We start from the raw sequence: 22374 nt of genomic DNA, 5'->3' as shown, positions 1-22374 counted from the left end.
TGGTGGATGACAGAAGAGTATTTCGTTAAACCCTCACAAAGGCATATTGTTGCTCCTATCCTTATCCTATTAATAAGTGCTGTATTTGCTTTGCAGTACCACTTTAGTTTTCTTCCTTCGGGGGAATCTTTGGAATTTCATATATCAACTTTGGTTGCAATGGGAGGATCAGGGAAAAACCTTGTAAACATGACGGGCGAATATTACCGGTTATTAACCTGCAATTTTTTACACAGTGGCCCTGCTCATTTTCTTTGCAATATTATTGCTCTTTTTTTTGCCCTCAAAATGCTTGAAATATATATATCCAGAAGCTGGATATTATTTATTTTTATGCTTGGGTGTCTAGGATCCTCTTGCCTTTCTCTATTTGTTAATGATCCAGCTATTGTTTCTATCGGAGCATCGGGTGGAATTATGGCCCTATTTGCTAGTATCCTGCTGGTTGCTTCTTCGCTGGTTAAAGATACACAAGAAAGAACCGATCTTTTTACCCACTCTCTTCGTGTTCTCATTCCAAGTTTAATTCCTTCTTCGAACGATGCGTATCATATTGATTTTGCTGGGCACCTTGGAGGAGCTATTACTGGAGGGATATTAACATATACCCTGATAATGCTCACCAAGAGGAATCTTATCAAATATACAATTTATTTGATGATGCTTTTCTTTGCAATAACTGCAGCGTACTTAACCTATGGCGTTATCGATTTATCCAATAAATTTAATGAAACTAAAAATGCATATTTTTCTCATACTATGGATGATATAAAAAAAGGAGATAAGTCTGCCCTTGAATGGATTAAGAAAGCTGCTGAGGAAGGAGAGTCAACAGCTCAACTTTATTTTGGGATTATATATTTAGAAGGTTATGGGTTAAAAAAGGATATTCAGAAAGGCCTAGAATGGATTCAAAAATCTGTCAATCAAGAAAATACACTTGCTCAGTGGTTATTTGGATTGATGTATATAGATGGAGTAGGAGTTCAGAAGAATTTAGAAAAAGCTTTTGAATTGATTAAGAAGGCGGCATTAAAAGGCAATATGAGAGCGCTGTCTTTCTTAGGGAAGGCATATCAGTTAGGAGATGGGGTTAATCAAAACCACGATGAAGCTATCAAATATTATAGGCTCGCTGCTAATCAAGGTTACGCTTTAGTATATAAAAATTTAGGTTATCTTTTGGAAATGCAAAAGAACTATAAAGAAGCCATTAAATATTATGAATTAGCTGCCGCTAAAAATATTGCTTTTGCCTGCAACAACCTTGGTTATCTTTACCAAAATGGTATTGGTGTAGAGAAAAACGAGGAAATAGCTGTGCAATGGTTTAAAAAAGGTGAAAAAGAATTTGAACAATGGAAAAAGGCGAGAGGAATTCAATAAATTTTGAAAGCGCATTTCCAAAAATACCCTCGCAAAATCATCTGAAAGATGTGTAGTCTAACCGCAAATAATTGGATACAGAATTTTGGGTAAGGGTTTCATGACTTTGTCGTATTTTATTGCCACCTTGGCATCGTTAATCGCCTTAGCATTCGCCATTACCAGTTATGCCGCTGTGCGAGGCATTGTCGCTGGCAAATTTGGCGATACGACAGCCAAAGCTGAACACCGTAATACCTTTAACCCTTTGGTTCATATTGACCCCCTGGGAACCTTTATTCTGCCAGGCCTTTTATTGTTGATGCAGGCACCTTTTATAATGGGCTGGCCAAAACCACTTCCCATAAACTTTAACCGTTTGCATCCCCATAAGTTGGGCACCGTTGTTGTGACTCTTTCTGGGCTTTTTGTTCATCTGTTTATCGCCTGGACCTCGGTTATGTTGATTCATTTGAACCCGACCGCGGACACTTTGGGCAATGAAATTTTGATTAACTCCTTTCGTATTAATCTTATGTTTATGGTTTTTAGCCTGCTGCCTTTGCCCCCTTTGGATGGGGGACGTTTGATTGCCAGCGCCCTGCCACCCGCGTGGGCTGAATCGTATCTAAAAGTGGAACCCTACACACCTATGATCATCTTGTTGATGTTATTTTTGCCAAGCGCCTTGGCAACGATAGGCATTCACTTTAACCCCCTGTTAATGATCTTGATGCCTTTGTTAAAGGCGTTGCAAATTGGGGTTTTGTTTTTAAGTGGGCATTTATAGAATTTAAATGTGCTATTTTCAAAAATCATAAATAAAGAACAAAGGGAGAACTTGAAGAGTGAAAAACCTGATCTTGACGCATCTTTCAGCCACGATCACAGAACTGAAAAAAAATCCCATGGCAACTTTCAAAGCGGCAGGTGGGGAGCCGATTGCTATTCTTGATAGGAATGAGCCCGTTTTCTATTGTGTCCCTGCCAAAACATTTGAGGGTATGATCGAGGCTTTGGACGACTTGTATCTTGCGAAAATTGCGCAAGAGAGGCAGGGGGAAGAAGAAATTGAGGTCAGCTTGAGTGACCTATGCCTAGAAGATTTAGAACGTCGTGAGGATAGAGCGCTTACTACTTTTGCTGAAAGCAGAGACGTCGAAAACATTAAAACAGTGAAACATGATGATGTCTGGGAAGTAAGCCATTATCACTATTAAACATCGAAAAGATGTGTACGACGCATAAACCCAGACTGGAGCAAAATGGAAAGTCGCAAAAAGATCAACATTTTCATCTGAAGGCAGTATAAGATAGGGGAAATTTTTAATTCTTTAATAAAGATATAATCAAATGACCCTAGCCGTCCCCATTCAAAAACTACCCCATGGCATTGACTTGGACTTACCTTTTTATGCAACAGAACAAAGCGCTGGCATGGACTTAAGTGCGGCTATTGTCGCTGACATAACCCTGAAGCCCGGTCATCGTCATATGGTGCCAACGGGAATCGCGCTTGCTTTGCCCGCGGGGTTCGAGGCTCAGATACGGTCCCGGTCAGGCTTGTCCGCCAAAAACGGCGTCGTTGTTTTGAACTCACCGGGCACCATTGATGCCGACTATCGGGGCGAAATTATTGTTATTTTGCATAACCATGGTGACCAGGATTTTACGGTGACACCCGGCATGCGGATCGCCCAGATGGTGATTGCGCCAGTGACAAAAGTTGTTTGGCAAGAACAAAGTGAACTTTCGACAACTCAGCGTGATGATAAAGGGTTTGGGTCCACCGGCCTATGAGTACCCTTCCACTTTCAAGAATTGGCCCCGAAAAATTTCGTCACCGGCGCTTCTCATGTAGTCGTCTACACTCCGATGCTCGTTCCTTATTTTTCGCCCCAATTCTTGAAACTGTTTGGGTAAAAAAAACCGTCCTTTTATTGATTCTATTGGTTTTTTGCCAGCCGATTTGGGCTCTACCGAATGCGCTTCCTCTTCCCCGGTATGTATCCCTGCGCTCAAACTCTGTCAATTTGCATGTGGGCCCTGGGAAGAACTACCCCGTGGAATGGCGCTATGTGCTGCAAAATTTACCCGTTGAAATTATCGCCGAATTCGACACATGGCGCCAAATTCGTGATTGGCAAGGGACCGAAGGTTGGGTTCACAAAAGCCTTTTATCTGGTAAACGGACGGTTTGGATTTTGCATAAACAAAGACCCCTTCGAAAAAAACCTGATGAAAAATCCACAATCATTGCGCATCTTCAGCCTGGGGTTATCGCAAAGGTCCTTGAAGGCCAAGGAAACTGGTGCAAAATTGAAATAAAATCCAACAACACCACCTACAAAGGATGGATCAAACGCCGCTGTTTGTGGGGTATTTACCCGAATGAAATGAAATTCGACTGATGACGTGCCTTATCCGTCTTGAGGGCGTCACCTATCAGCAACAGAACAAAACCATCGTTGAAGGGATCAATCTTCAGGTGGATTTGAGGGAAATTATCACGATCATCGGCCCGAATGGGGCGGGCAAGACAACCCTTTTAAAAATCATTTTGGGCCTTATTCAACCAACAGCCGGAACAGTTTGGCGCTCTCGCCCCCTACAAATTGGCTACATGCCGCAAAGAATCGACATTAACCCGTTATTGCCATTGACGGTGAAAGGCTTATTGGAATTGTCGCAACCAACCCCTATTCATAAGCGTGATTTGAAGGCAGCGCTGGAATTGGTTCGGGGTCATTACCTTATCAACCAATCCTTGCAAACATTATCGGGTGGCGAATGGCAAAGGGTTTTGTTGGCCCGTGCCCTTCTACGCCAGCCAAATTTATTGGTCCTGGACGAACCTGCCCAAGGGGTGGACATCATCGGCCAGACGGAGTTTTATCAGTTGCTGGCAAACCTCCGCACACAATTAAACTGTGCCATCGTGTTGGTGTCCCATGATTTACATTTGGTAATGGCCGCAACTGACAAGGTTATTTGCCTTAACCGCCACATTTGCTGTTCGGGACATCCTGAAATGGTCATGAATGACCCCCACTATCAAAAATTATTTGGGGTTGATCTGAATTCCAGCATCGTTCCCTATATTCATCATCACGACCATCGCCATGACGGCCACAATGGCTATGAAGGAGAGTGTTCTGAACCTTTATAATTTTTTAATTGTGCCGTGGATAGCCGGAATCGGTTTGTCGGTGATGACAAGTGGCATTGGCTGCATTTTGGTATGGCGCCGCCTTTCCTTTTTTGGTGACGCGTTGGCTCACAGCACCCTTTTGGGGGTGGCCTTAAGCCTGGTTTTAAACGTGTCGTTGTTTTGGGGCGTCCTTGCCATTTGCATTATGGTGGGGCTTGTCTTAAGTTATTTCCCCAAACAGACCCAGTTGGGGTCAGACACGGCGCTGGCGATTTTGTCATATGGATCTTTAGCCATCGGCATGGTTCTGATGGGTAAAATTTCTGCCAAACCCACCGACCCTGCCAGTTACTTATTTGGTGATATATTAACGGTCACCTTTGGGGACTTAGCCGTTATTTTTGTGGCCGCCAGCTTAGTGGCGGTTTTCCTGTATTACAAATGGCAGCCACTTTTGTTGATCACACTCAATCCAGATTTGGCCCAGGCCGAGGGGATTAACCTGACCCTTCTGGAGCGCCAGTTAACCGTGATTGTGGCCATTACCGTTGCCGCGTGCCTGAAATTCATTGGTGCATTGTTGGTGCCCGCCTTGTTGGTGATACCACCCGCAACAGCCGCATCGTTTGCCCGGTCTCCAAAGTCCATGGTCGTGTTAACCTTCTTCATAGCCTTAATCAGCATCAGCTTGGGACTATTTTTATCAGTTCAGTTCAATACAGCCAGTGGAGCGATGATTGTGGTCACTGCACTATCTTTGTTTTTGATAAGCCGACTTAAAGTCTATCGTTCATGACAATAAAGACAGGAAAGAATGCTTGTGGCTGATTACTCTTTGGTCTAATATCTGGTACGATTATCTTATTAACCCTTAGCCGTTTGTTTTGGTTGGGAAACCAAAACAGGCGTTAGTTTATTTTCAAGGAACCCCATGTCTAATCTTACTTCCCAAGCCCCTATCGAAAAAGAATCATTCTTAGCTTTGCTAGAAGGATCCTTCGCTGGCCAGAAAAATTTTGAAAACACCGTTGTAAAGGGCACCATTGTTGCCATCCGTAACGACTTGGCAATCGTTGACGTCGGACTTAAATCAGAGGGTCGTGTTCCCTTAAAGGAAATACAGACCAAGGATCAAGAAGAAGTCCGCGTCGGAGATAAAATCGACGTTTACGTTGAACGGTTGGAAGATAAAAATGGCGAAGTTGTTCTAAGCATCGAAAAAGCCCGTCGTGAAGCGGCTTGGGATGAATTAGAGAAAGCCCATGCGGAAGGTCTGTTGATTAACGGAACGATCTTTGGACGCGTTAAAGGCGGTTTTGCGGTTGATTTAAATGGCGCCATTGCGTTTTTGCCAGGCAGCCAAGTCGATATTCGACCCATTCGCGATATCTCTGCATTAATGAATATTCTACAACCCTTTAAACTGTTGAAAATGGACAAGGCACGCAGCAATATCGTTGTGTCGCGCCGTTCCGTTTTGGAAGAATCAAGGGCAGAGGCTAGAACAGAATTAGTATCGCAGCTAACTGAAGGCCAGATTCTTGATGGTATTGTCAAAAACATTACTGATTATGGTGCGTTCGTAGACCTTGGTGGTGTTGACGGTTTGCTGCACGTAACAGATATTTCTTGGAAACGTATTAATCACCCAAGCGATATGTTGAAAATTGGTGAGTCAATCAAGGTTCAGGTCATTCGCTTTAACAAAGAGACCCAAAGAATTTCCCTTGGCATGAAACAGCTAGAAAATGATCCATGGAAGGGAATCGAAGAAAACTATGCAATCGGCTCACGTCACATGGGCAGAATAACCAACATCGCTGATTATGGTGCCTTCGTTGAGTTAGAGAATGGAATCGAAGGGTTGATTTACGTCACTGAGATGAGCTGGACCAAAAAGAATGTTCATCCAAGCAAGATTGTAACCGTTGGTCAAGAAGTTAACGTGGTCATACTAGAAGTTGATACAAACAAACGACGCATTAGCTTAGGTTTGAAACAATGCAGTGAGAACCCATGGCAAAAGTTCATGGAGCAACACCCAGCGGGCAGCACCCTTGATGGCGTTGTCAAGAATGTAACCGAATTTGGTTTATTTGTGGGCGTTAGCGAAGAGCTGGACGGCATGGTTCACTTGTCTGATTTGTCCTGGGATAAGCCTGGTGAAGAAGCCATGGCTGATTTCACGAAGGGCCAGACCATTACGGTTAAAGTTTTAGATGTGGACTTTGAAAAAGAACGTATCAGTTTGGGTGTCAAACAGCTGTCTGTTGACACGTTTGCCGAAGCCAGCGATAAAGTTCAAAAAGGCCAGGTTGTAACTTGTACTATTACTCAAACCACAGATAAAGGACTGGACGTTTCAGTTGCTGAAGGATTAACAGGTTTCATTAAAAAGATCGATTTGTCACGTGACCGTGCCTATCAGAATCCTGATCGCTTTTCTGTTGGCGAGAAAGTTGATGCGAAAGTATTAACAGTTGATCGCCAAAGCCGAAAGATCACTTTGTCAATTAAAGCGAGAGAGATTGATGAAGAGAAGCAAGCCTTGTCCGAATATGGTTCTTCCGATAGTGGAGCCAGCTTGGGTGATATTTTAGGTGCTGCTTTGAAAAAGAAAAAGGGTAACGACGAATCTGCTGGGGCATAAGCTACTGGCGGCATCTTTATGAATCCGGGCGAGACTAAAGCCACTCAAGAAGGCCAAAACTTTAGCCCGGACCTTGTGAAAAAGGCTTTGGATGTGTTTTTTGAAACCATCCAAAGCGCCCTTCTTGAAAAAAGACGTGTTGAAATAAGACGTTTTGGTATTTTCTCCCTCTGCACACGTCCCGCACGCAAAGCCAGAAACCCTGGCACGGGCGAAACTGTTTTCATCCCAGAACGAACATATCTACAATTCAAAATGGGAAAACAGCTTCAAAGTGATATCAATCAAAGCAAATGACTTCAACAAAGTAACCTTATAAATTTTAGCTATACCTAATTCAAATCATTTTGCGGGATTTTCATGACAGAGATTTTTTCCAGAAACAACGCGAGAAAGTCGCGAATAGTCATTCTATTAAAGGCTTTTGAGCCGCCGTTTATGGGAAAAAGATCAAACAGAAAAACCGGGGAAATGGTTTGAATGGGCTATATTGCCTTGGATAAGACCTCCAGAAACTACGGCGGCTATTCGTAATCTGTCGAGCTAGCTCGATGTTTTTTATATGGATATGCGGCAGCACCAGCAGAGTACGATGAACTTTCATCAGCTCCGCAACTAGTAGTGTTTATATGGTCTATTTTTTCTTGCTGAACATCTTCTTCTACTAAAGAATCATCTAATTCACCTCGTCCCTCTATCTCTTTATTTGTTTTTACCAAAAAGTCGAGGTTGCTCATCAATGCCAGTTTTACATTTTTAATATTCTTTAATGCCGCGGTTCTAGCCGTGGCTCTGTCAGTCGGTAAATTTGTAAATTTTATTTTTATTCCTGCCCCACTCAAAAGTCTAAGATTGTCTTTAGCATTTTCATATTTATGGTACAGGGTGGGGAAAGAATAATACGACGATTCTCCACTGTTATTGCTGATAAGCACATCGATAAATCGGCGCGATTTTTTGATGCCCAAATCAGCTTCTTTCTGAGAAAAGGGGATGAAGCCGGTGGGCACCAAAAATGGCTTAGCTGCATCCAAATTCCTCGAAACGAGCTGCACAATTTCCTTGTCTGAAAGATTTGGCACCCCCATGGCGATTGCACTGAAAATTAGTTTAGTATTCTAAAAATTATTTCCTAATTTTTTATTCGGCTTTTCTGCTGTTCTATCCGTTGTTATTATTCTTTTTTCTCAATAAAGAAAAAGGAAACAGGGATGCAGTTATCAGATACTTTCCTCAAACATTTTGAACCTCTTGCCGATCCTCGTATTGATAACCACAACAAGCTTCACAAATTGCACGATATCTTGGTAATAACAATATTGGCCACAATTTGTGGCGCTGATAACTGGGTTGATATTAGTGAATTTGGCAAAGCCAAATACGATTGGTTATCAACATTTCTCGAGCTGCCTAATGGTGTGCCATCTCATGATACTTTTGGCCGTGTGTTTTCCATACTTGACCCAGAGCAATTTGAATCCTGCTTTTATGCATGGATCAAGTCACTCTCTATCGATGTTAATTCTGAGATTATTGCTATTGATGGAAAAACGCTACGGGGTTCTGGCAACAGAAGAAAAGAGAAAAAAGCCCTACACATTGTAAGTGCCTGGGCAAGCAATCAAAGTCTTCTTTTAGGGCAAGTTAAAACGGATGAAAAATCCAATGAAATTACAGCCATTCCAAAATTACTCAAGATGATTGATGTTACTGGTAGTACAGTCACCATTGACGCCATGGGTTGTCAGCAGTCAATTGCTGAAGAGATCTTAATTCAAGGTGCAGACTACGTATTAGCTCTAAAAGATAATCAACCGAAGCTTCATGAAATGGTCAAGGCAATTTTCCATATAGGAGAATCACGTCAGTACAAGAAGATGCTTAATCGACGGAAAGTAGAGAAGATCCATGATCATGGTCGCATAGAAACACGTCGCTATACATTAGTATCAGCACGCGATCCGGCAGTATTTCAACTTCGTTGGCCTGGGTTAAAGGGTGTTGGCATGCTTGAAACAACACGCACAACTAATAATCAGGTTGAGCGTAGTACCCGCTACTTTCTAACAAGTTTAGCCTATGAAAATATTGATCAGTTTATGGTTGCTGTCAGAAAACACTGGAACATAGAAATTAACCTGCACTGGTCTTTGGATGTAGGTTTTAGGGAAGACCATAACCAGGTGCATGTTGGCCACGCGGCCAAGAATTTGGCTGTCATGAGACGTATTGCTTTGAATCTACTCAAGCAAGAAAAAACGAATAAACGAGGGGTGAGCTGTCGACGGAAGGTAGCAGGCTGGGACAACAAATACTTATTGAAAATTCTAACCGCTGACCACAATTTAAAGCGCGTTTGAGCGGATTGACTGATATAAACGGTAAGTCTTTTAAAGGGGAGGATAGTGTCTAAAAATAAAAAAAACAGGAAGTAGATCTCTCAAAACCTACAAAATCAAATCAATCTACAAAAGTTTGGGAAATAGCAGAAACCGTAATTTTAAAAACTAGGCTGAGGAGATGTCAGTGCAATCGCCATGTTGGCACCCCATCCAAAGGCGACGTCTCAAAAAACTCATACTCGCTTTCCCAAGACCAATAAGCGCTTATTGATTCTTTTGCCTGTTCTGATATGTACCCCAATGTTTCGTGGAATTGATCTTTCTGTAAAGTCCCATTTGGTAACAAATTAGATTCCAAAATCAACCAATATAAACCGATCACACAACGGCAATACTCTGATTCGTTCATTTTATTCCCGACAAGCTGATAGTCTAAATCAATTAAAAGAGATTTGAATTGATCTAATAATTTTCCATATTTAATTGATATTTGTTGAACAACTTCAGGGGTTACTTTTTGGCGATCAGAACCTTTTGAGACGGCATCTTCTATTAATGAAGCTGCGGCCCTTCTTAAGACGTTATGAGGATTACACTTTAAATATTTCACCCATCCACACACACTAAAACCAAAAGCCGACATATCAACCCCATAGGCTCTAATGTGCTGCCCTTGCTTTGGTACCGCGATTGGGTGGCGATGATTCAGCAAACAATCAAGCATGTAACGATGGCCAAGCGGGCTTTCGCCTGATACGGGGAAATAGCTTCTTTTTGGCAACACCTTTGTAAGTTGTTGGCTTAAATCATCAGCAATTAAGAAAGTTGACTGCGGCTGCAATCCTATAATTGCGTCAATAGCTCGCACGATTAATGCTTCGGTTAATGGTTCGGTTCGCACACGCCTGGGTTCAGTCTGGTGCAGATATACTTCGATCTCATCCGGATACGGATGTTGTTGTGTGGCCTGATTTTGCAGAAAGGGTATAAAAGTTTTGGAAGTAAAGTCTGCAAATTGGGATGATCGAGCCTCACCCGTGAAAAATTGCGGGTAGATATCTCTAATTTCTTCCGCAATTTGATCATCATCTAACCCCTCCTCCCCAAGTTCATCTTCCTCATCCTCAATGTCATCACTCAATCCTCCTAACTGGGCGTAGGAAGCTTTATTAACATGAACCATGGAAACAGATTTATGGATTCCCTTGGGGTCTGAAGGGGAAAAAGAGGATAGAGGACTGAAATTAGTGCCATTTGCGGGGCTCAGCTGCGAAGTTAAAGATGGAGGACTGGCAGTAGAGGAGGCAAGGCTGAGGGGTGAACTGGCAAACAAAGGATTAAAATCACCAGAATCTAAAGAACTTGAAACAGATGATATCGACGACGCTACTAACGAAACGGCCAGAAAAAAACACCTCTGCCATAATAAAACCATACAATCTCCAATATAAATACCGGATAAAATTGTAACAAAATTTTTATTAATCTAGCAAGTTTTTTTCTTAAACTTTAGATACCTATCAGAAGCGGACCATTTTCCCTAGATCATCGATCTTTAAGCTGGCGCCTCCAACCAAAACGCCGTCAACATTCTCCAAACTTAAAATAAAGGCGTGATTATCCGCAGTCACCGAACCGCCATAAAGCAGTTTTACACCAACACCCAGTTGTTGCTTCAAAAATGCATGCACCTGCTGAATGTCCTCCAGGGCAGCAACGCGACCCGTGCCAATGGCCCAAATCGGCTCATACGCCACGTAAAAGTCGGTGGCATTGTCAGGTATAGACTGCTCAACCTGCTCTTGAAGGACAGAAAGAGCCAACCCTTGTTCCCGTTGCTCCAGCGATTCCCCAACACAAATAATTGGCGTTAAACCAGCGGCCACGGCAGCCTGAGCCTTGGCTTTGACCATCGCATTCGATTCATGGTGATGCTGGCGACGCTCAGAATGACCAACCAGCACGTAACGACACCCCGCATCATACAAATGGTGCGCACTGGTATCCCCCGTGAAGGCGCCTTGAAGAGCAGCATGGCAGTCTTGCCCACCAAGGAAAAAATTCGGCTGCCGCAAAAGAGTATGGGCTGCGGACAAAAAGACAGATGGCAGACACAAAATTACTTTATTGGTGCCGGATTTCAGCTGCCACGCCTCCATGGCCTGATTTAGCAAATCCAAGCTGCCATTCATTTTCCAATTTGCAACAATAGTTTTCATGAGTCTAAAATCCCTGCTTCTCTTAACAGATGGGGTTTGTCCATCCAATCATCGGTTACTTTAACAAACAAGAACAAGTGGACCGGGTGACCCAGATGCTTTTCCATTTCAATGCGCGCCCGTTGGCTGATGGCTTTGATGCGTTGACCTTGGCGGCCCAGAATAATCCCTTTTTGCGCCAACCTGGCCACCACTACCGCCTGTTGAATTTTGACGCTGCCGTTTTCAAAGTTTTCCCACGTTTCCGTCTCAACATACGTTTCATAAGGCAATTCGTGTTCCAATTGCAAAACCAGTTGTTCCCGGGTTATTTCTGCAGCCCACAGTCGCAAGGGCAGATCAGTCATCTGATCCTCTGGGTACAACCAAGGGCTTTGGGGCATTCTGACGGCCAACCATTGCAACAGGTCCGAGACCCCCTCTCCCGTCAAGGCAGAAATCATGAAGGTATCGCTAATTTGGGGGAAAGCTTGAAACTTTTGGATAATGGCCAACAGCCGTTGACGATCTATCAGGTCAATTTTGTTCAAGACCAAAACAATCGATTGATGTTCGCCCAGTTGTTTTAAAACGGCAAAACTGGCCTCGAACGATTTTTGCCGCGCGTCCACAATCAACAACACTTTGTCGGCACCTTGACGGGCCTCCAGCGCAGTTTTGACCATGCTTTTTTCCAAAGATCGTTTGGGCGTAAAAATACCAGGTGTATCCACAAAAATCAGTTGGGTCTGCTCGTGAATGGTCAGCCCCAAAATTCTGCGGCGGGTGGTTTGAACCTTGGGCGAGACAATCGAAACCTTGCTTCCCACAAAGGCATTCACAAGGGTTGACTTGCCCGCGTTTGGTTGGCCCAAAACGGCTATAAAGCCACACCTTTTGGCAGCGTCATTCATATTCATCAATACCAGCCTTATTTCTAATCTTAGCCATTTATAGAGGTTAATTTCCTAAATTCAAATTTTAAAAATTAAGAGAATCCAAAACGCCTTGTAAAATAAAAGTTGCGGCCAATTTATCAACGGCCTTTTTCTGTTTTTTACGCGATACATCGGCCGTTATAAGGGTACGGGTCACCGCTGCCGTTGACAACCGTTCATCCCACAGCAAAAGGGGGATCTTGTGATTTGTCAGCAACTTTTCAGAGAACTGAACAACTTTCTGGCTTTGAGGGCCGGCGCTGCCGTTCATGTTCAAAGGATATCCCATCACAATGGCCATAATCGAAAATTCTTGAATGACCTTTTTTAAGTCGTCTATGGCCTTTTGATCTGATGAACGCGCCAAAGTCTGATAGGGACTAGCAATGGTCCAAGTAGTATCAGACAAGCTTAGGCCCACTGTCTTGTCACCCAGGTCAATTCCCAGCAAACGCATCAGCGGCTTCTTTTCAGTCTTAAGGGCTTGTAAATCAGCTAATAACATAAAAGTCTAGTACCTCATCAACCTTCGATTTTGGGGTAAATTAATTTTCATCTTATACGCTCTGCGCTACGGCCAAAACAGTAAGGGCGGCGGTTTCAGCCCGCAAGACACGCCATCCCAAACTGATAATCTGCAGGGAAGGATGCTGCCGGAATGCCTGTTGCTCAACGGCTGAAAATCCCCCCTCTGGCCCGATAATAAATCCATATGGACCCTGCGGTTTTTTTTGAAGGGCGCTCAACAAAGGCGTCTGATCTGACCGCTCTAATGCCACGAACCACAAAGGCTCAGAGGGCAGATTGCCCAAAAAATCCATTAACTTTAAACTGGGCAGTAACACAGGTATATCTTGACGTTCGCATTGTTCTGCCGCCTCTATCATGATTTTTTGCCAGCGTTCCTCATTCAGGCGTTGGGTGTTTGAATGATCCATCCATAACGGTTGCACGTGGGTCACCCCAAGTTCTGTCGCCTTTTCCAGAACAAAGTTGGTCGCCTCTTGCTTCAAAGGGGCAAACGCCAGCCAAAGGGGATTTGTTGGAACAGCCGGCTTTATTTGTGAGTTAATTTCAAGAACAATTTGTTTCCTCACCGATTCCCTAACGACAGCAGACCAATCCCCATTTTCTGCGTTAAAGACAGTCACCTTATCCCCTGCCCGTTGCCTTAGCACATGCAACAGATAATGAGATTGCTCTAGGCTTAATGTGATTAAGGTCTTTTCTGTCAGGGGCTGGTTCAAGTACAGTCTGGGCATATATATAAAAAGTTAGCGATAATCTTGGTATGGTTATAGCCCGTTTGACGCCGATGATCCATCTTTGTCGCCTTCACCGGCCCATCGGCATTTGGTTATTGATGTTGCCGTGTTGGTGGGGGGTGGCATTGTGTTTATCACCTTTTACCAAAGAGTTTTGGCAATGGCTGGGGCTGTATTTTATTGGGGCGCTGTGTTTACGAAGTGCAGGGTGCGTTGTCAATGACTGGGCCGATCAATCCTTTGATGCGCGAGTCGCTAGAACACGCAATCGTCCCCTAGCCAGTAAAGCCGTGTCAAAAACCCAGGCCATCTGTTTGTTTTTGGTCCTGATGATGGGGGGCATCGGTGTTTGGATGTGCCTAAACCCCACAGCCAAAATTTTATCCATCCTGGCCTTTGTCTTGTTGTTCATCTATCCTTTTATGAAACGGCTAACCCATTGGCCCCAATTGGTTTTGGGATTTGCCTTTAATAGTGGCGTTTTAATCGCGTGCGCCAACCAAGATGCCTTGCACAGCAGTCGACCCTGGTTGCTTTACGGTGTGGGCATTTTGTGGACCCTGGCGTACGACACAATCTATGCCTTTCAAGATATCGAGGATGACCAGCTGCTGGGTCTAAAATCCACCGCCCTTCTTTTCAAAAATCGACCGCGTTTGTTGCCAGCGGTTTGTTATGGGGGAATGTTTTTTGGGCTGTGTACGTTGAGCTACTCAACGGTATCTTTTCTCATTCTTGGGGTGGTTTTTGGGGGGGCTTTTGTTCGGTTAAAACGATGGAAGCCTCATGATGCCATGGATTGCATGGCCTTTTTTAAAGGCCATATTTATCTGGGATTGTTTATTCTGTTTTTGTTGTTGTAGATGTTATGAATGAAAAAAACAAGCGCGTTAAGAAGCTGGGGGTTTTTTTCTGTGCATCGATGTTGCCAGCGTTTAAGTCCATTGTAGCCAAAGAATCAAGCATCTGCTGAACATGCTGTTCTTCAGGGTTAGTAGCGTTAGCCATAAGATTTGCGCGCACTACCTCCATAGAAGACTCAAGTTGAGCGTTTGTTAAGCTAACCCCGTTATGGGGCATCTGTGAACCTGTCTGAAGGAAACCTGTTGATCCATTTTCATTTTGTATAAGGGGTGAAGATGAAGCCTGCGCACCCATGTTGATGAACAAAGACAGCAGCATTAAAAGAGTTTTGTTTAGCATGTAATTCCTTTTATTAAAATGGGCCCCTTTGATTATCGTATGATGCGCCATCTGTCCTTTTCAATAAAAAAACAGCCCGTTTTTCGTTCAGATTGGGTGTTTAACCATGGCGATTGCACTGAAAATTAGTTTAGTATTCTAAAAATTATTTCCTAATTTTTTATTCGGCTTTTCTGCTGTTCTATCCGTTGTTATTATTCTTTTTTCTCAATAAAGAAAAAGGAAACAGGGATGCAGTTATCAGATACTTTCCTCAAACATTTTGAACCTCTTGCCGATCCTCGTATTGATAACCACAACAAGCTTCACAAATTGCACGATATCTTGGTAATAACAATATTGGCCACAATTTGTGGCGCTGATAACTGGGTTGATATTAGTGAATTTGGCAAAGCCAAATACGATTGGTTATCAACATTTCTCGAGCTGCCTAATGGTGTGCCATCTCATGATACTTTTGGCCGTGTGTTTTCCATACTTGACCCAGAGCAATTTGAATCCTGCTTTTATGCATGGATCAAGTCACTCTCTATCGATGTTAATTCTGAGATTATTGCTATTGATGGAAAAACGCTACGGGGTTCTGGCAACAGAAGAAAAGAGAAAAAAGCCCTACACATTGTAAGTGCCTGGGCAAGCAATCAAAGTCTTCTTTTAGGGCAAGTTAAAACGGATGAAAAATCCAATGAAATTACAGCCATTCCAAAATTACTCAAGATGATTGATGTTACTGGTAGTACAGTCACCATTGACGCCATGGGTTGTCAGCAGTCAATTGCTGAAGAGATCTTAATTCAAGGTGCAGACTACGTATTAGCTCTAAAAGATAATCAACCGAAGCTTCATGAAATGGTCAAGGCAATTTTCCATATAGGAGAATCACGTCAGTACAAGAAGATGCTTAATCGACGGAAAGTAGAGAAGATCCATGATCATGGTCGCATAGAAACACGTCGCTATACATTAGTATCAGCACGCGATCCGGCAGTATTTCAACTTCGTTGGCCTGGGTTAAAGGGTGTTGGCATGCTTGAAACAACACGCACAACTAATAATCAGGTTGAGCGTAGTACCCGCTACTTTCTAACAAGTTTAGCCTATGAAAATATTGATCAGTTTATGGTTGCTGTCAGAAAACACTGGAACATAGAAATTAACCTGCACTGGTCTTTGGATGTAGGTTTTAGGGAAGACCATAACCAGGTGCATGTTGGCCACGCGGCCAAGAATTTGGCTGTCATGAGACGTATTGCTTTGAATCTACTCAAGCAAGAAAAAACGAATAAACGAGGGGTGAGCTGTCGACGGAAGGTAGCAGGCTGGGACAACAAATACTTATTGAAAATTCTAACCGCTGACCACAATTTAAAGCGCGTTTGAGCGGATTGACTGATATAAACGGTAAGTCTTTTAAAGGGGAGGATAGTGTCTAAAAATAAAAAAAACAGGAAGTAGATCTCTCAAAACCTACAAAATCAAATCAATCTACAAAAGTTTGGGAAATAGCAGAAACCGTAATTTTAAAAACTAGGCTGAGGAGATGTCAGTGCAATCGCCATGGAAGCTTATTACTACGCGCCATCTCTTACCTGGAGGAGGTAGAGGTATATGAGATCCCTGAATCGCACACAATACTGACATTATTTGGGACCCACCTGGCAATCCCAAAAAAAACGGCACCGCAAAACAATTGGCAATTGTTTTGCCAACCGCTCCACCTCAACATAACCTACCTTTACCCTTTAATCTCTCGATTTTTGGGCACATCTCGTCACCGGGTTCCAATCCGGTGAAAATTCGTCTACAGTAACAAAGCGCTTCGTCACCTCAACAAGGTAACCTTGTGAAAAAATCACAAGGGGGCTTTTATATGCCCAATCATGCACCCACCGATGTGTGGGTGTTTCTAGCTCCAACCACAATCAGACTATCATGAGGAACGTTAAAAAATGATTAAAAAGGTGTGTTGTACTAATGGCAGCAGTTAATGCCGCCTGATGGCCAAAACATACACCAGGCTCCCTATATACAATCCACCCGCCACCAAAACAATGGTCGGGCCAGAGGGCCAATTGAAGTGGTACGACAGCAACAACCCCGCATAACTGGACATTAGGGCGAACAGAATGCTGATAAGAAAAATGCTTTTTAGGCGATGCGCCAATAAGCGCGCCGCCACAGCTGGAATCATCATCAGACCCAGCGCCATCAACGTTCCCAATGCCTGATAGGCCGCAACAAGATTGCCCACCATTAACGTCAAAAACGTAAAGTTATAGAAATGCGTCGGCCCCTTTAAAGACCGCATGAACAAAGGATCAAAACATTCATAAATAAGCGGCCGATAGATAATCGCAAAAATGACCAGGGATACAACCGAGGTCGCAACCATAAAAATTAAGGAGGGGCCATCAACGGCCAAAACATTGCCGAACAATAAATGGACCAGTTTAATAGATCCCTCTTGTAACGACAGAATCAGAATACCCAAAGCGAAGGCGATCATATAAAAACTGCTGAAGCTTGCGTCCTCCTTCAAACACGTATTTTGCGATACAAAATGGCTAAAAAAGGCAACCATTAAACCCGCAAGGGCACCGCCCAAGATTAAGGCGGGCAACCACATGCCGGCGACTAGGTAAGCCAGTGCAATGCCAGGCAACGTGCCGTGGGACAGCGCTTCGCCAATAAGGCTCATGCGTCTTTGAATCAGAATAACGCCCAAAGGGGCACTTGAAAGAGAGATAGCAATGCATGCCGCCAAAGCCCGCTGCATGAACAGATAATCATAAAACGGAGCAAACAAGTTTTCATACAACACAGCAAGTATCGTCATAAAGCACCCATCATAATACCGTGCGTTCGCAAAAGATTGTCGGTTGTTAAAACCTCTTGACTGGGGCCATAGGCCACTAAATTCCTGGCCAATATAATTGTGTCGGAAAAAAAACGTCGCACCAACGATAAATTATGCATCACGGCCAAAATTGTTTTGCCCTGTCGGTGCCATTCTTGCAGTAACCCCAAAAGGTCCTGGGTCGTTGATTCATCAACGGCGGCAAAGGGTTCGTCCAACAATAACACATCCGCATCCTGAAGCATCAACCGGGCAAACAGAACACGCTGAAACTGCCCCCCACTTAGGTCGTCAAGACCCCGGTTTTCCACATTCTTCAGCCCCACCCTTTCAAGGGCCTGTTCAAGGGAAGCGTGTTGGGCGTGACTGATGCTTTTGCCAATACCAAGCTTCGGCCACAATCCCATTGCCACGACATCTTTTACCGAAAAAGGAAAGGTTTTGTCCAAGCTAGATTGTTGGGGCAGATAAGCCAAGTTGAAAGGGTCTTGGTGGATAAATTGCCCTTGGCTTGGCTTCACAAGGCCGGCGATAATTTTTAAAAACGTACTTTTTCCAGCCCCGTTTGGGCCAACAACAGCAGTCAGGGTGTGCGCAGGTATGCTTAGGCTGATATCTTCTAAGGCCGCCTTTTGCCGATAAAAATGTGATAATTTGGAAAAATGGATCATGGGTCCTTGTGTATTCCTGAAAGCATAAACGCATCTATTCGACAGTAACCGACTTGGCTAAGTTTCTTGGTTGGTCAATATCTGTCCCTTTGTGCAAGGCCGCATAGTAAGCCAGCAATTGAACCGCGACCGTGTAGACAAACGGACTCGTCAAGCTTGCCACTGTTGGCAAAATAATTATGTCCAACGTTGATTTGTTCGAAACCTGTTGATGAATATGATCAGAACCGATCGCATCGGTTAAAATAATCACCTGAGCATTACGGGCCAAAACTTCTTGCATATTCGACAGGGTTTTCTCAAACCACTCGTCATAAGGGGCCAAAACAACCACGGGCATCTGGCCGTCAATCAGCGCGATGGGGCCATGCTTCAGCTCACCCGCCGCATATCCCTCCGCATGTACATAGGACAATTCCTTCAGCTTCAAAGCCCCCTCCAGCGCAATGGGGTATTGTAACCCGCGCCCCAAATAAAGGGCATGCTGAGCCTGAGCCAGTTTCAAAGATACCTGTTGATAGTGCGACTGATCGTGCAAAACTTCACCCACAAGCCTTGGCAGCAACCTCAATTCCTGGCACAAATCCTGATTATTTTCCCCTTTTAAATAAAGCGCTAAACCCAGTAAATTAACCAGTTGAGCTGTGAAAGCCTTTGTCGAGGCGACTCCAATCTCTGGCCCCGCAAGGGTATAAAAAACCTGATCGCTTTGACGCGCGATTGAACTTTCTGGCACATTAACAATAGCTAACGTCGCACAACCATGGTTCTTGACCAACGTTAAAGCGGCCAGCGTGTCAATGGTTTCGCCTGATTGAGAAAGAAACAGGTACAGAGCATTTTTATCCAAGCAAGGCTGCCGGTACCGAAACTCAGAGGCGATTTCGACTTGGGTTGGTAATTGAAAATACTTTTCAAACCAATATTTGGCAACCAAGCCAGCATAGTAGGACGTTCCACAGGCAATAATATACACCTGGGTTATCGCCTGACGGTCAAGCCTCAGGGATGGCAAATGAACGGTTGTCCCCTCCACCCCCATAAGGGATTGGATGCTATCACTCAGGACACCGGGCTGTTCAAAAATTTCCTTTAGCATAAAATGGCTGTAATCAGCTTTGGTAACGGCAGCGGCTGACAGTTGACTGGGGCGCCAGTTTCTTTCAACTGACTGCGCCTCGCTGGTGTACAAGCTGGTCGAAAGGCCAACCTCTGTCTTTTCCAGAACGGCTATATCCCCCTCCTCCAGATACCAAAGTTGGTCGACCCATCCCACCAAAGCTAAGGCATCGGAGGCCACAAACAGTCTATTTTGCCGTTCATCTTGATTGCGACCCACAACCAAAGGGCTGCCACGGCGGGTTGCAATCATCAAATCTGGATAATCACGGAATAAAATCACAAGAGCAAAAGCCCCTTGCAACTGATGAAGTGTTTGTTGAACGGCCTCAAAAGGCGGTAATCCGTTCTTTAAAAAATCGGCAATTAAATGAACAACAACTTCCGTGTCTGTTTCGCTTTCAAAGACGACCCCTTTTTCTTGAAGGGATTGTTTCAGGGTGGAAAAATTTTCAATAATACCATTGTGAACCACCGCCACATCGGGGCTGCTGTGGGGGTGCGCGTTGGTTGTATTCGCAACGCCATGGGTTGCCCAACGGGTATGACCGATGCCGATGGTTCCGGTCAAAGGGTTCGCGTCGACAAGGGTTTTTAGATTCTTTAATTTGCCTGCCGCGCGACGACGCTCAATTTGTCCATCATGAACGGTTGCTATACCCGCAGAATCATACCCGCGATATTCTAAACGGGACAATCCCTCTAACAATTTGTCAGCAACTGTTTGAGAACTGAGGATACCTAAAATGCCACACATAGTAAGTTGATCTGGTAAGTGAAATGTTAGGCAGAGTATATACCCCTTGTATCACAAGGGGCTAGGAGAATATAAACTGTCTATAAAAGTTCAGCTAAACATTTCTTTGGTAAATCCTGCATCAACCACAGAAGGCCTAATAAAGTGATGTAAAATTGCTGGATAAAAAGGGTCATTTTCTTCATGGGGAAGGTGGACATGGAAGAGCATAAGCTCTGTCCCCGCATTGGCGTTAAGATTTGGCAGCTTATAGTAGGTCATCCCCTTGGGGCGAGGCCGGGCGATCTGTCCTTTTACCTGGTTCAAAAAAGCCTTAAAATCCAAGGTATTAACCGTCCCGCGTTCATGTCTCACAACAACGTCAGAGAAAGTAGACTTTGAAAATTTTGTTGTTTTATTCAAAACTGCAGAATCTTCCTCTTCTTCAACAGGCGTTTTCTTAGCCTCTTTTTATGAATGAAGCGCTGCAGCCAAGTCAAATTCTTCATCCTCTCTGTCTAGCTCATCCTCTTCATCCTTTTTAGATGTCTCATCCTCTTCATCATCATTGGCCTCTTTTTTTGGTTGTGTTGCCACAGAAGAGGAGGAAGCCAAATCAGAAGCTGCCTTGGATTCTTTTGCTGCTAGGGTTTTCTTAAGTTTTGCCTTTTCCTTTTTTTTTCGATTTTTTAATGCCTTCTTTGCTTTTGCTTCTTCCTCTTTTAACTGCAATTTTTCTTTTTCAGCAAATTCAGCAAAGGGCTTTAAAAGCCTTTGAATAAATATAGTATTTGGAACCACAAGTCCACGCATCATTTGGTTACGAATTTGATCTATAACAAAGCGTCGATCCGATGATGAATTAGAAGTTTGTTTATTCAATAGCCCTAAATCAGAGGCATTTAAACCCATCGCATTGCAAATAACCGTCAGAAGATCATCAGCCTTAGCATCAACAGGTGGTTTTTCCATACATGATGCGATAGCCATATTGACTTTCTGATAAAACATCAATTCTTCAAATCCTTGGGCGGCAAGAGTATTATCTCCGCATAATTGATAAAATTCTTCTTGGCCTGCTTCAGAAGACAACTGACTAAATGCGCGTTTATCTTTACCAAGAAGGTTTAGAAGGTCTAACTTTCTTTGCACACCTTCTGTGGTTAAGTCTCCAGAATACTCAATATTCCGAGAGAAAAAAGTTTGCGGGGAAATAACCCATTTTGGGTCTTTCCTTTGCCAACCCCCAGCAAGTAATGTCATAAGGTCAGCTGCTGTTCTATTGGATGCTTCGTTAATTTCTTGCCATAAATTGCCAAGATATTCATCCTTTGCTTTCATATAGTCTGCTTGCCTATTTTTAACCTGGGCATGTATTTCTAAAAACCCTTTTAAGCTTTGATACATGAAGTCAGAAAAGCGGGCTGTATTATGAGCATCCAACTTTAACATGCGTTCAGTAACCTCATCTCCCACACATCGCCTTATTATTTGTGTGTAGTGTACTGAGTCTGTATCCCTAGCAGCTGTTAAGGCAGCAAAGCTGTGGCTAAAGTTCACTTGGCTATGCACAAGCGGCATGACAGAAAATATGGCTTCTTCAACCCCAAGTTTTTGTGAACTGTTAGAAGATTCGCGTGTCTGCTTAGCGTTTGTTATAGAAGAATACAAGGCACAAAAAGCTTCGAAATCTAAGGAGTTGGACACTTTCCTGTCGTCTGCGCACAAAGCTGGAAAAGCAGATAACAACAAAAACGAAAAAGCCAGAAACTTATATGAAATGGATTTAGGCATAATTTTTAGATAAACTCCAAAAGAGAGATGATGAAAGAAGCACACACATTGCAATAATAAATATTATATAAACAATTCATAAATA

General features: G+C 43.6%; 24 protein-coding genes and 1 pseudogene. 13 read left to right on the top strand and 12 right to left on the bottom strand.

Annotation, left to right across the window (positions count from 1 at the left end; all coding sequences use genetic code 11):
- Window positions 1-6 precede the first annotated feature (6 nt).
- The 9 genes and pseudogenes from EQU50_RS03860 to EQU50_RS03820 all read left to right on the top strand — a co-directional run bounded on the left by EQU50_RS03860 (window position 7) and on the right by EQU50_RS03820 (window position 7463).
- Window positions 7-1386, top strand: a complete 1380-nt coding sequence (locus EQU50_RS03860) for a rhomboid family intramembrane serine protease (protein ID WP_130153834.1) — start codon at window positions 7-9, stop codon at window positions 1384-1386.
- 100 nt (window positions 1387-1486) lie between these two features.
- A complete protein-coding gene (locus tag EQU50_RS03855; RefSeq protein ID WP_130153833.1) occupies window positions 1487-2155 on the top strand; it encodes a site-2 protease family protein in 669 nt (222 codons plus the stop codon).
- Between the two features lie 58 nt (window positions 2156-2213).
- Window positions 2214-2459 (top strand): annotated as a pseudogene (locus EQU50_RS03850) (type II toxin-antitoxin system Phd/YefM family antitoxin); the annotation flags it as partial.
- A gap of 259 nt (window positions 2460-2718) precedes the next feature.
- The gene (gene dut, locus EQU50_RS03845; protein ID WP_130153831.1) at window positions 2719-3165 is read left to right on the top strand and encodes a dUTP diphosphatase; all 447 of its coding nucleotides are present in this window, start codon (window positions 2719-2721) and stop codon (window positions 3163-3165) included.
- Window positions 3162-3776 (top strand): SH3 domain-containing protein, encoded by a 615-nt coding sequence (locus tag EQU50_RS03840; RefSeq protein ID WP_130153830.1) that lies wholly within the window; start codon window positions 3162-3164, stop codon window positions 3774-3776. Before dut ends, EQU50_RS03840 begins: the two co-directional genes overlap by 4 nt.
- Entirely contained in the window at window positions 3773-4534 is a 762-nt protein-coding gene (locus tag EQU50_RS03835) for an ATP-binding cassette domain-containing protein (RefSeq protein WP_130153829.1), read from the top strand. Before EQU50_RS03840 ends, EQU50_RS03835 begins: the two co-directional genes overlap by 4 nt.
- Window positions 4500-5312 (top strand): metal ABC transporter permease, encoded by an 813-nt coding sequence (locus EQU50_RS03830; protein ID WP_165380330.1) that lies wholly within the window; start codon window positions 4500-4502, stop codon window positions 5310-5312. The genes EQU50_RS03835 and EQU50_RS03830 overlap by 35 nt, the downstream gene beginning before the upstream one ends.
- Window positions 5313-5447: 135 nt before the next feature.
- The gene (gene rpsA / locus EQU50_RS03825) at window positions 5448-7166 is read left to right on the top strand and encodes a 30S ribosomal protein S1 (RefSeq protein WP_130153827.1); all 1719 of its coding nucleotides are present in this window, start codon (window positions 5448-5450) and stop codon (window positions 7164-7166) included.
- An 18-nt stretch (window positions 7167-7184) separates the two neighbouring features.
- Window positions 7185-7463 (top strand): HU family DNA-binding protein, encoded by a 279-nt coding sequence (locus tag EQU50_RS03820; RefSeq protein ID WP_130153826.1) that lies wholly within the window; start codon window positions 7185-7187, stop codon window positions 7461-7463.
- A 227-nt stretch (window positions 7464-7690) separates the two neighbouring features.
- Here the strand turns inward: EQU50_RS03820 and EQU50_RS03815 are convergent, their stop codons facing one another.
- Complete coding sequence (locus EQU50_RS03815) at window positions 7691-8248, bottom strand: hypothetical protein (protein ID WP_130153825.1); 558 nt, start codon at window positions 8246-8248, stop codon at window positions 7691-7693.
- A 129-nt stretch (window positions 8249-8377) separates the two neighbouring features.
- Here EQU50_RS03815 and EQU50_RS03810 point away from each other — a divergent pair, with 129 nt between their 5' ends.
- Window positions 8378-9526, top strand: a complete 1149-nt coding sequence (locus EQU50_RS03810) for an ISAs1 family transposase (protein ID WP_130153184.1) — start codon at window positions 8378-8380, stop codon at window positions 9524-9526.
- A 163-nt stretch (window positions 9527-9689) separates the two neighbouring features.
- On the opposite strand, the gene EQU50_RS03805 is transcribed toward EQU50_RS03810, so the two are convergent.
- From EQU50_RS03805 to EQU50_RS03785, 5 genes are all read right to left on the bottom strand, one after another.
- Window positions 9690-10943, bottom strand: a complete 1254-nt coding sequence (locus tag EQU50_RS03805) for a hypothetical protein (protein WP_130153824.1) — start codon at window positions 10941-10943, stop codon at window positions 9690-9692.
- An 85-nt stretch (window positions 10944-11028) separates the two neighbouring features.
- Window positions 11029-11727: a triose-phosphate isomerase gene (gene tpiA / locus EQU50_RS03800; RefSeq protein ID WP_130153823.1), complete on the bottom strand. Its 699-nt coding sequence runs from the start codon at window positions 11725-11727 to the stop codon at window positions 11029-11031.
- Window positions 11724-12626, bottom strand: a complete 903-nt coding sequence (gene era, locus EQU50_RS03795; protein WP_242508818.1) for a GTPase Era — start codon at window positions 12624-12626, stop codon at window positions 11724-11726. The genes tpiA and era overlap by 4 nt, the downstream gene beginning before the upstream one ends.
- Window positions 12627-12687: 61 nt before the next feature.
- Complete coding sequence (ruvX, locus tag EQU50_RS03790) at window positions 12688-13149, bottom strand: Holliday junction resolvase RuvX (protein ID WP_207216307.1); 462 nt, start codon at window positions 13147-13149, stop codon at window positions 12688-12690.
- A gap of 52 nt (window positions 13150-13201) precedes the next feature.
- Complete coding sequence (locus EQU50_RS03785) at window positions 13202-13906, bottom strand: 16S rRNA (uracil(1498)-N(3))-methyltransferase (protein WP_130153822.1); 705 nt, start codon at window positions 13904-13906, stop codon at window positions 13202-13204.
- Between the two features lie 29 nt (window positions 13907-13935).
- Here EQU50_RS03785 and EQU50_RS03780 point away from each other — a divergent pair, with 29 nt between their 5' ends.
- Entirely contained in the window at window positions 13936-14772 is an 837-nt protein-coding gene (locus EQU50_RS03780; protein WP_130153821.1) for a 4-hydroxybenzoate octaprenyltransferase, read from the top strand.
- On the opposite strand, the gene EQU50_RS03775 is transcribed toward EQU50_RS03780, so the two are convergent.
- Window positions 14750-15112 (bottom strand): hypothetical protein, encoded by a 363-nt coding sequence (locus EQU50_RS03775; RefSeq protein WP_130153820.1) that lies wholly within the window; start codon window positions 15110-15112, stop codon window positions 14750-14752. The two genes, EQU50_RS03780 and EQU50_RS03775, sit on opposite strands and share 23 nt — an antisense overlap.
- A gap of 231 nt (window positions 15113-15343) precedes the next feature.
- Here EQU50_RS03775 and EQU50_RS03770 point away from each other — a divergent pair, with 231 nt between their 5' ends.
- Window positions 15344-16492 (top strand): ISAs1 family transposase, encoded by a 1149-nt coding sequence (locus EQU50_RS03770; RefSeq protein WP_130153184.1) that lies wholly within the window; start codon window positions 15344-15346, stop codon window positions 16490-16492.
- A 604-nt stretch (window positions 16493-17096) separates the two neighbouring features.
- On the opposite strand, the gene EQU50_RS03765 is transcribed toward EQU50_RS03770, so the two are convergent.
- The 5 genes from EQU50_RS03765 to EQU50_RS03745 form a co-directional block, all read right to left on the bottom strand.
- The gene (locus EQU50_RS03765; protein ID WP_130153819.1) at window positions 17097-17948 is read right to left on the bottom strand and encodes a metal ABC transporter permease; all 852 of its coding nucleotides are present in this window, start codon (window positions 17946-17948) and stop codon (window positions 17097-17099) included.
- Window positions 17945-18640 carry a metal ABC transporter ATP-binding protein gene (locus tag EQU50_RS03760; protein WP_130153818.1) on the bottom strand — a complete coding sequence of 232 codons (696 nt, stop codon included), beginning with the start codon at window positions 18638-18640 and terminating at the stop codon, window positions 17945-17947. Before EQU50_RS03760 ends, EQU50_RS03765 begins: the two co-directional genes overlap by 4 nt.
- 34 nt (window positions 18641-18674) lie before the next feature.
- On the bottom strand, window positions 18675-20516 hold the full coding sequence (gene glmS / locus EQU50_RS03755) for a glutamine--fructose-6-phosphate transaminase (isomerizing) (protein ID WP_130153817.1): 1842 nt from the start codon (window positions 20514-20516) through the stop codon (window positions 18675-18677).
- A 90-nt stretch (window positions 20517-20606) separates the two neighbouring features.
- The gene (locus EQU50_RS03750) at window positions 20607-20918 is read right to left on the bottom strand and encodes a hypothetical protein (protein WP_130153816.1); all 312 of its coding nucleotides are present in this window, start codon (window positions 20916-20918) and stop codon (window positions 20607-20609) included.
- Window positions 20919-20966: 48 nt separating this feature from the next.
- Window positions 20967-21836 (bottom strand): hypothetical protein, encoded by an 870-nt coding sequence (locus EQU50_RS03745; RefSeq protein ID WP_130153815.1) that lies wholly within the window; start codon window positions 21834-21836, stop codon window positions 20967-20969.
- 238 nt (window positions 21837-22074) lie between these two features.
- Between EQU50_RS03745 and EQU50_RS03740 the strand changes: the two genes are divergently transcribed.
- Window positions 22075-22302, top strand: coding sequence for a hypothetical protein (locus tag EQU50_RS03740; protein ID WP_130153814.1), 228 nt, complete (start codon window positions 22075-22077; stop codon window positions 22300-22302).
- The last annotated feature ends 72 nt before the right edge of the window (window positions 22303-22374 follow it).

This window comes from Candidatus Finniella inopinata (genome assembly GCF_004210305.1).
GTDB classification, from domain to species: domain Bacteria; phylum Pseudomonadota; class Alphaproteobacteria; order Paracaedibacterales; family CAIULA01; genus Finniella; species Finniella inopinata_A.
Note: the sequence above shows the minus strand (reverse complement) of the source record. Positions and strands in the feature narration are given on the sequence as shown.

Excerpts from the sequence above, each read along its gene's own strand:
- EQU50_RS03860 (WP_130153834.1), top strand. The coding sequence starts at position 7 with ATGACAGAAGAGTATTTCGTTAAACCCTCACAAAGGCATATTGTTGCT.
- EQU50_RS03855 (WP_130153833.1), top strand. The coding sequence starts at position 1,487 with ATGACTTTGTCGTATTTTATTGCCACCTTGGCATCGTTAATCGCCTTA.
- dut (WP_130153831.1), top strand. The coding sequence starts at position 2,719 with ATGACCCTAGCCGTCCCCATTCAAAAACTACCCCATGGCATTGACTTG.
- EQU50_RS03840 (WP_130153830.1), top strand. The coding sequence starts at position 3,162 with ATGAGTACCCTTCCACTTTCAAGAATTGGCCCCGAAAAATTTCGTCAC.
- EQU50_RS03830 (WP_165380330.1), top strand. The coding sequence starts at position 4,500 with ATGGCTATGAAGGAGAGTGTTCTGAACCTTTATAATTTTTTAATTGTG.
- rpsA (WP_130153827.1), top strand. The coding sequence starts at position 5,448 with ATGTCTAATCTTACTTCCCAAGCCCCTATCGAAAAAGAATCATTCTTA.
- EQU50_RS03820 (WP_130153826.1), top strand. The coding sequence starts at position 7,185 with ATGAATCCGGGCGAGACTAAAGCCACTCAAGAAGGCCAAAACTTTAGC.
- EQU50_RS03810 (WP_130153184.1), top strand. The coding sequence starts at position 8,378 with ATGCAGTTATCAGATACTTTCCTCAAACATTTTGAACCTCTTGCCGAT.
- EQU50_RS03805 (WP_130153824.1), bottom strand. The coding sequence starts at position 10,943 with ATGGTTTTATTATGGCAGAGGTGTTTTTTTCTGGCCGTTTCGTTAGTA.
- tpiA (WP_130153823.1), bottom strand. The coding sequence starts at position 11,727 with ATGAAAACTATTGTTGCAAATTGGAAAATGAATGGCAGCTTGGATTTG.
- era (WP_242508818.1), bottom strand. The coding sequence starts at position 12,626 with ATGAATATGAATGACGCTGCCAAAAGGTGTGGCTTTATAGCCGTTTTG.
- ruvX (WP_207216307.1), bottom strand. The coding sequence starts at position 13,149 with ATGTTATTAGCTGATTTACAAGCCCTTAAGACTGAAAAGAAGCCGCTG.
- EQU50_RS03785 (WP_130153822.1), bottom strand. The coding sequence starts at position 13,906 with ATGCCCAGACTGTACTTGAACCAGCCCCTGACAGAAAAGACCTTAATC.
- EQU50_RS03780 (WP_130153821.1), top strand. The coding sequence starts at position 13,936 with ATGGTTATAGCCCGTTTGACGCCGATGATCCATCTTTGTCGCCTTCAC.
- EQU50_RS03775 (WP_130153820.1), bottom strand. The coding sequence starts at position 15,112 with ATGCTAAACAAAACTCTTTTAATGCTGCTGTCTTTGTTCATCAACATG.
- EQU50_RS03770 (WP_130153184.1), top strand. The coding sequence starts at position 15,344 with ATGCAGTTATCAGATACTTTCCTCAAACATTTTGAACCTCTTGCCGAT.
- EQU50_RS03765 (WP_130153819.1), bottom strand. The coding sequence starts at position 17,948 with ATGACGATACTTGCTGTGTTGTATGAAAACTTGTTTGCTCCGTTTTAT.
- EQU50_RS03760 (WP_130153818.1), bottom strand. The coding sequence starts at position 18,640 with ATGATCCATTTTTCCAAATTATCACATTTTTATCGGCAAAAGGCGGCC.
- glmS (WP_130153817.1), bottom strand. The coding sequence starts at position 20,516 with ATGTGTGGCATTTTAGGTATCCTCAGTTCTCAAACAGTTGCTGACAAA.
- EQU50_RS03745 (WP_130153815.1), bottom strand. The coding sequence starts at position 21,836 with ATGAAAGCAAAGGATGAATATCTTGGCAATTTATGGCAAGAAATTAAC.
- EQU50_RS03740 (WP_130153814.1), top strand. The coding sequence starts at position 22,075 with ATGACAGAAAATATGGCTTCTTCAACCCCAAGTTTTTGTGAACTGTTA.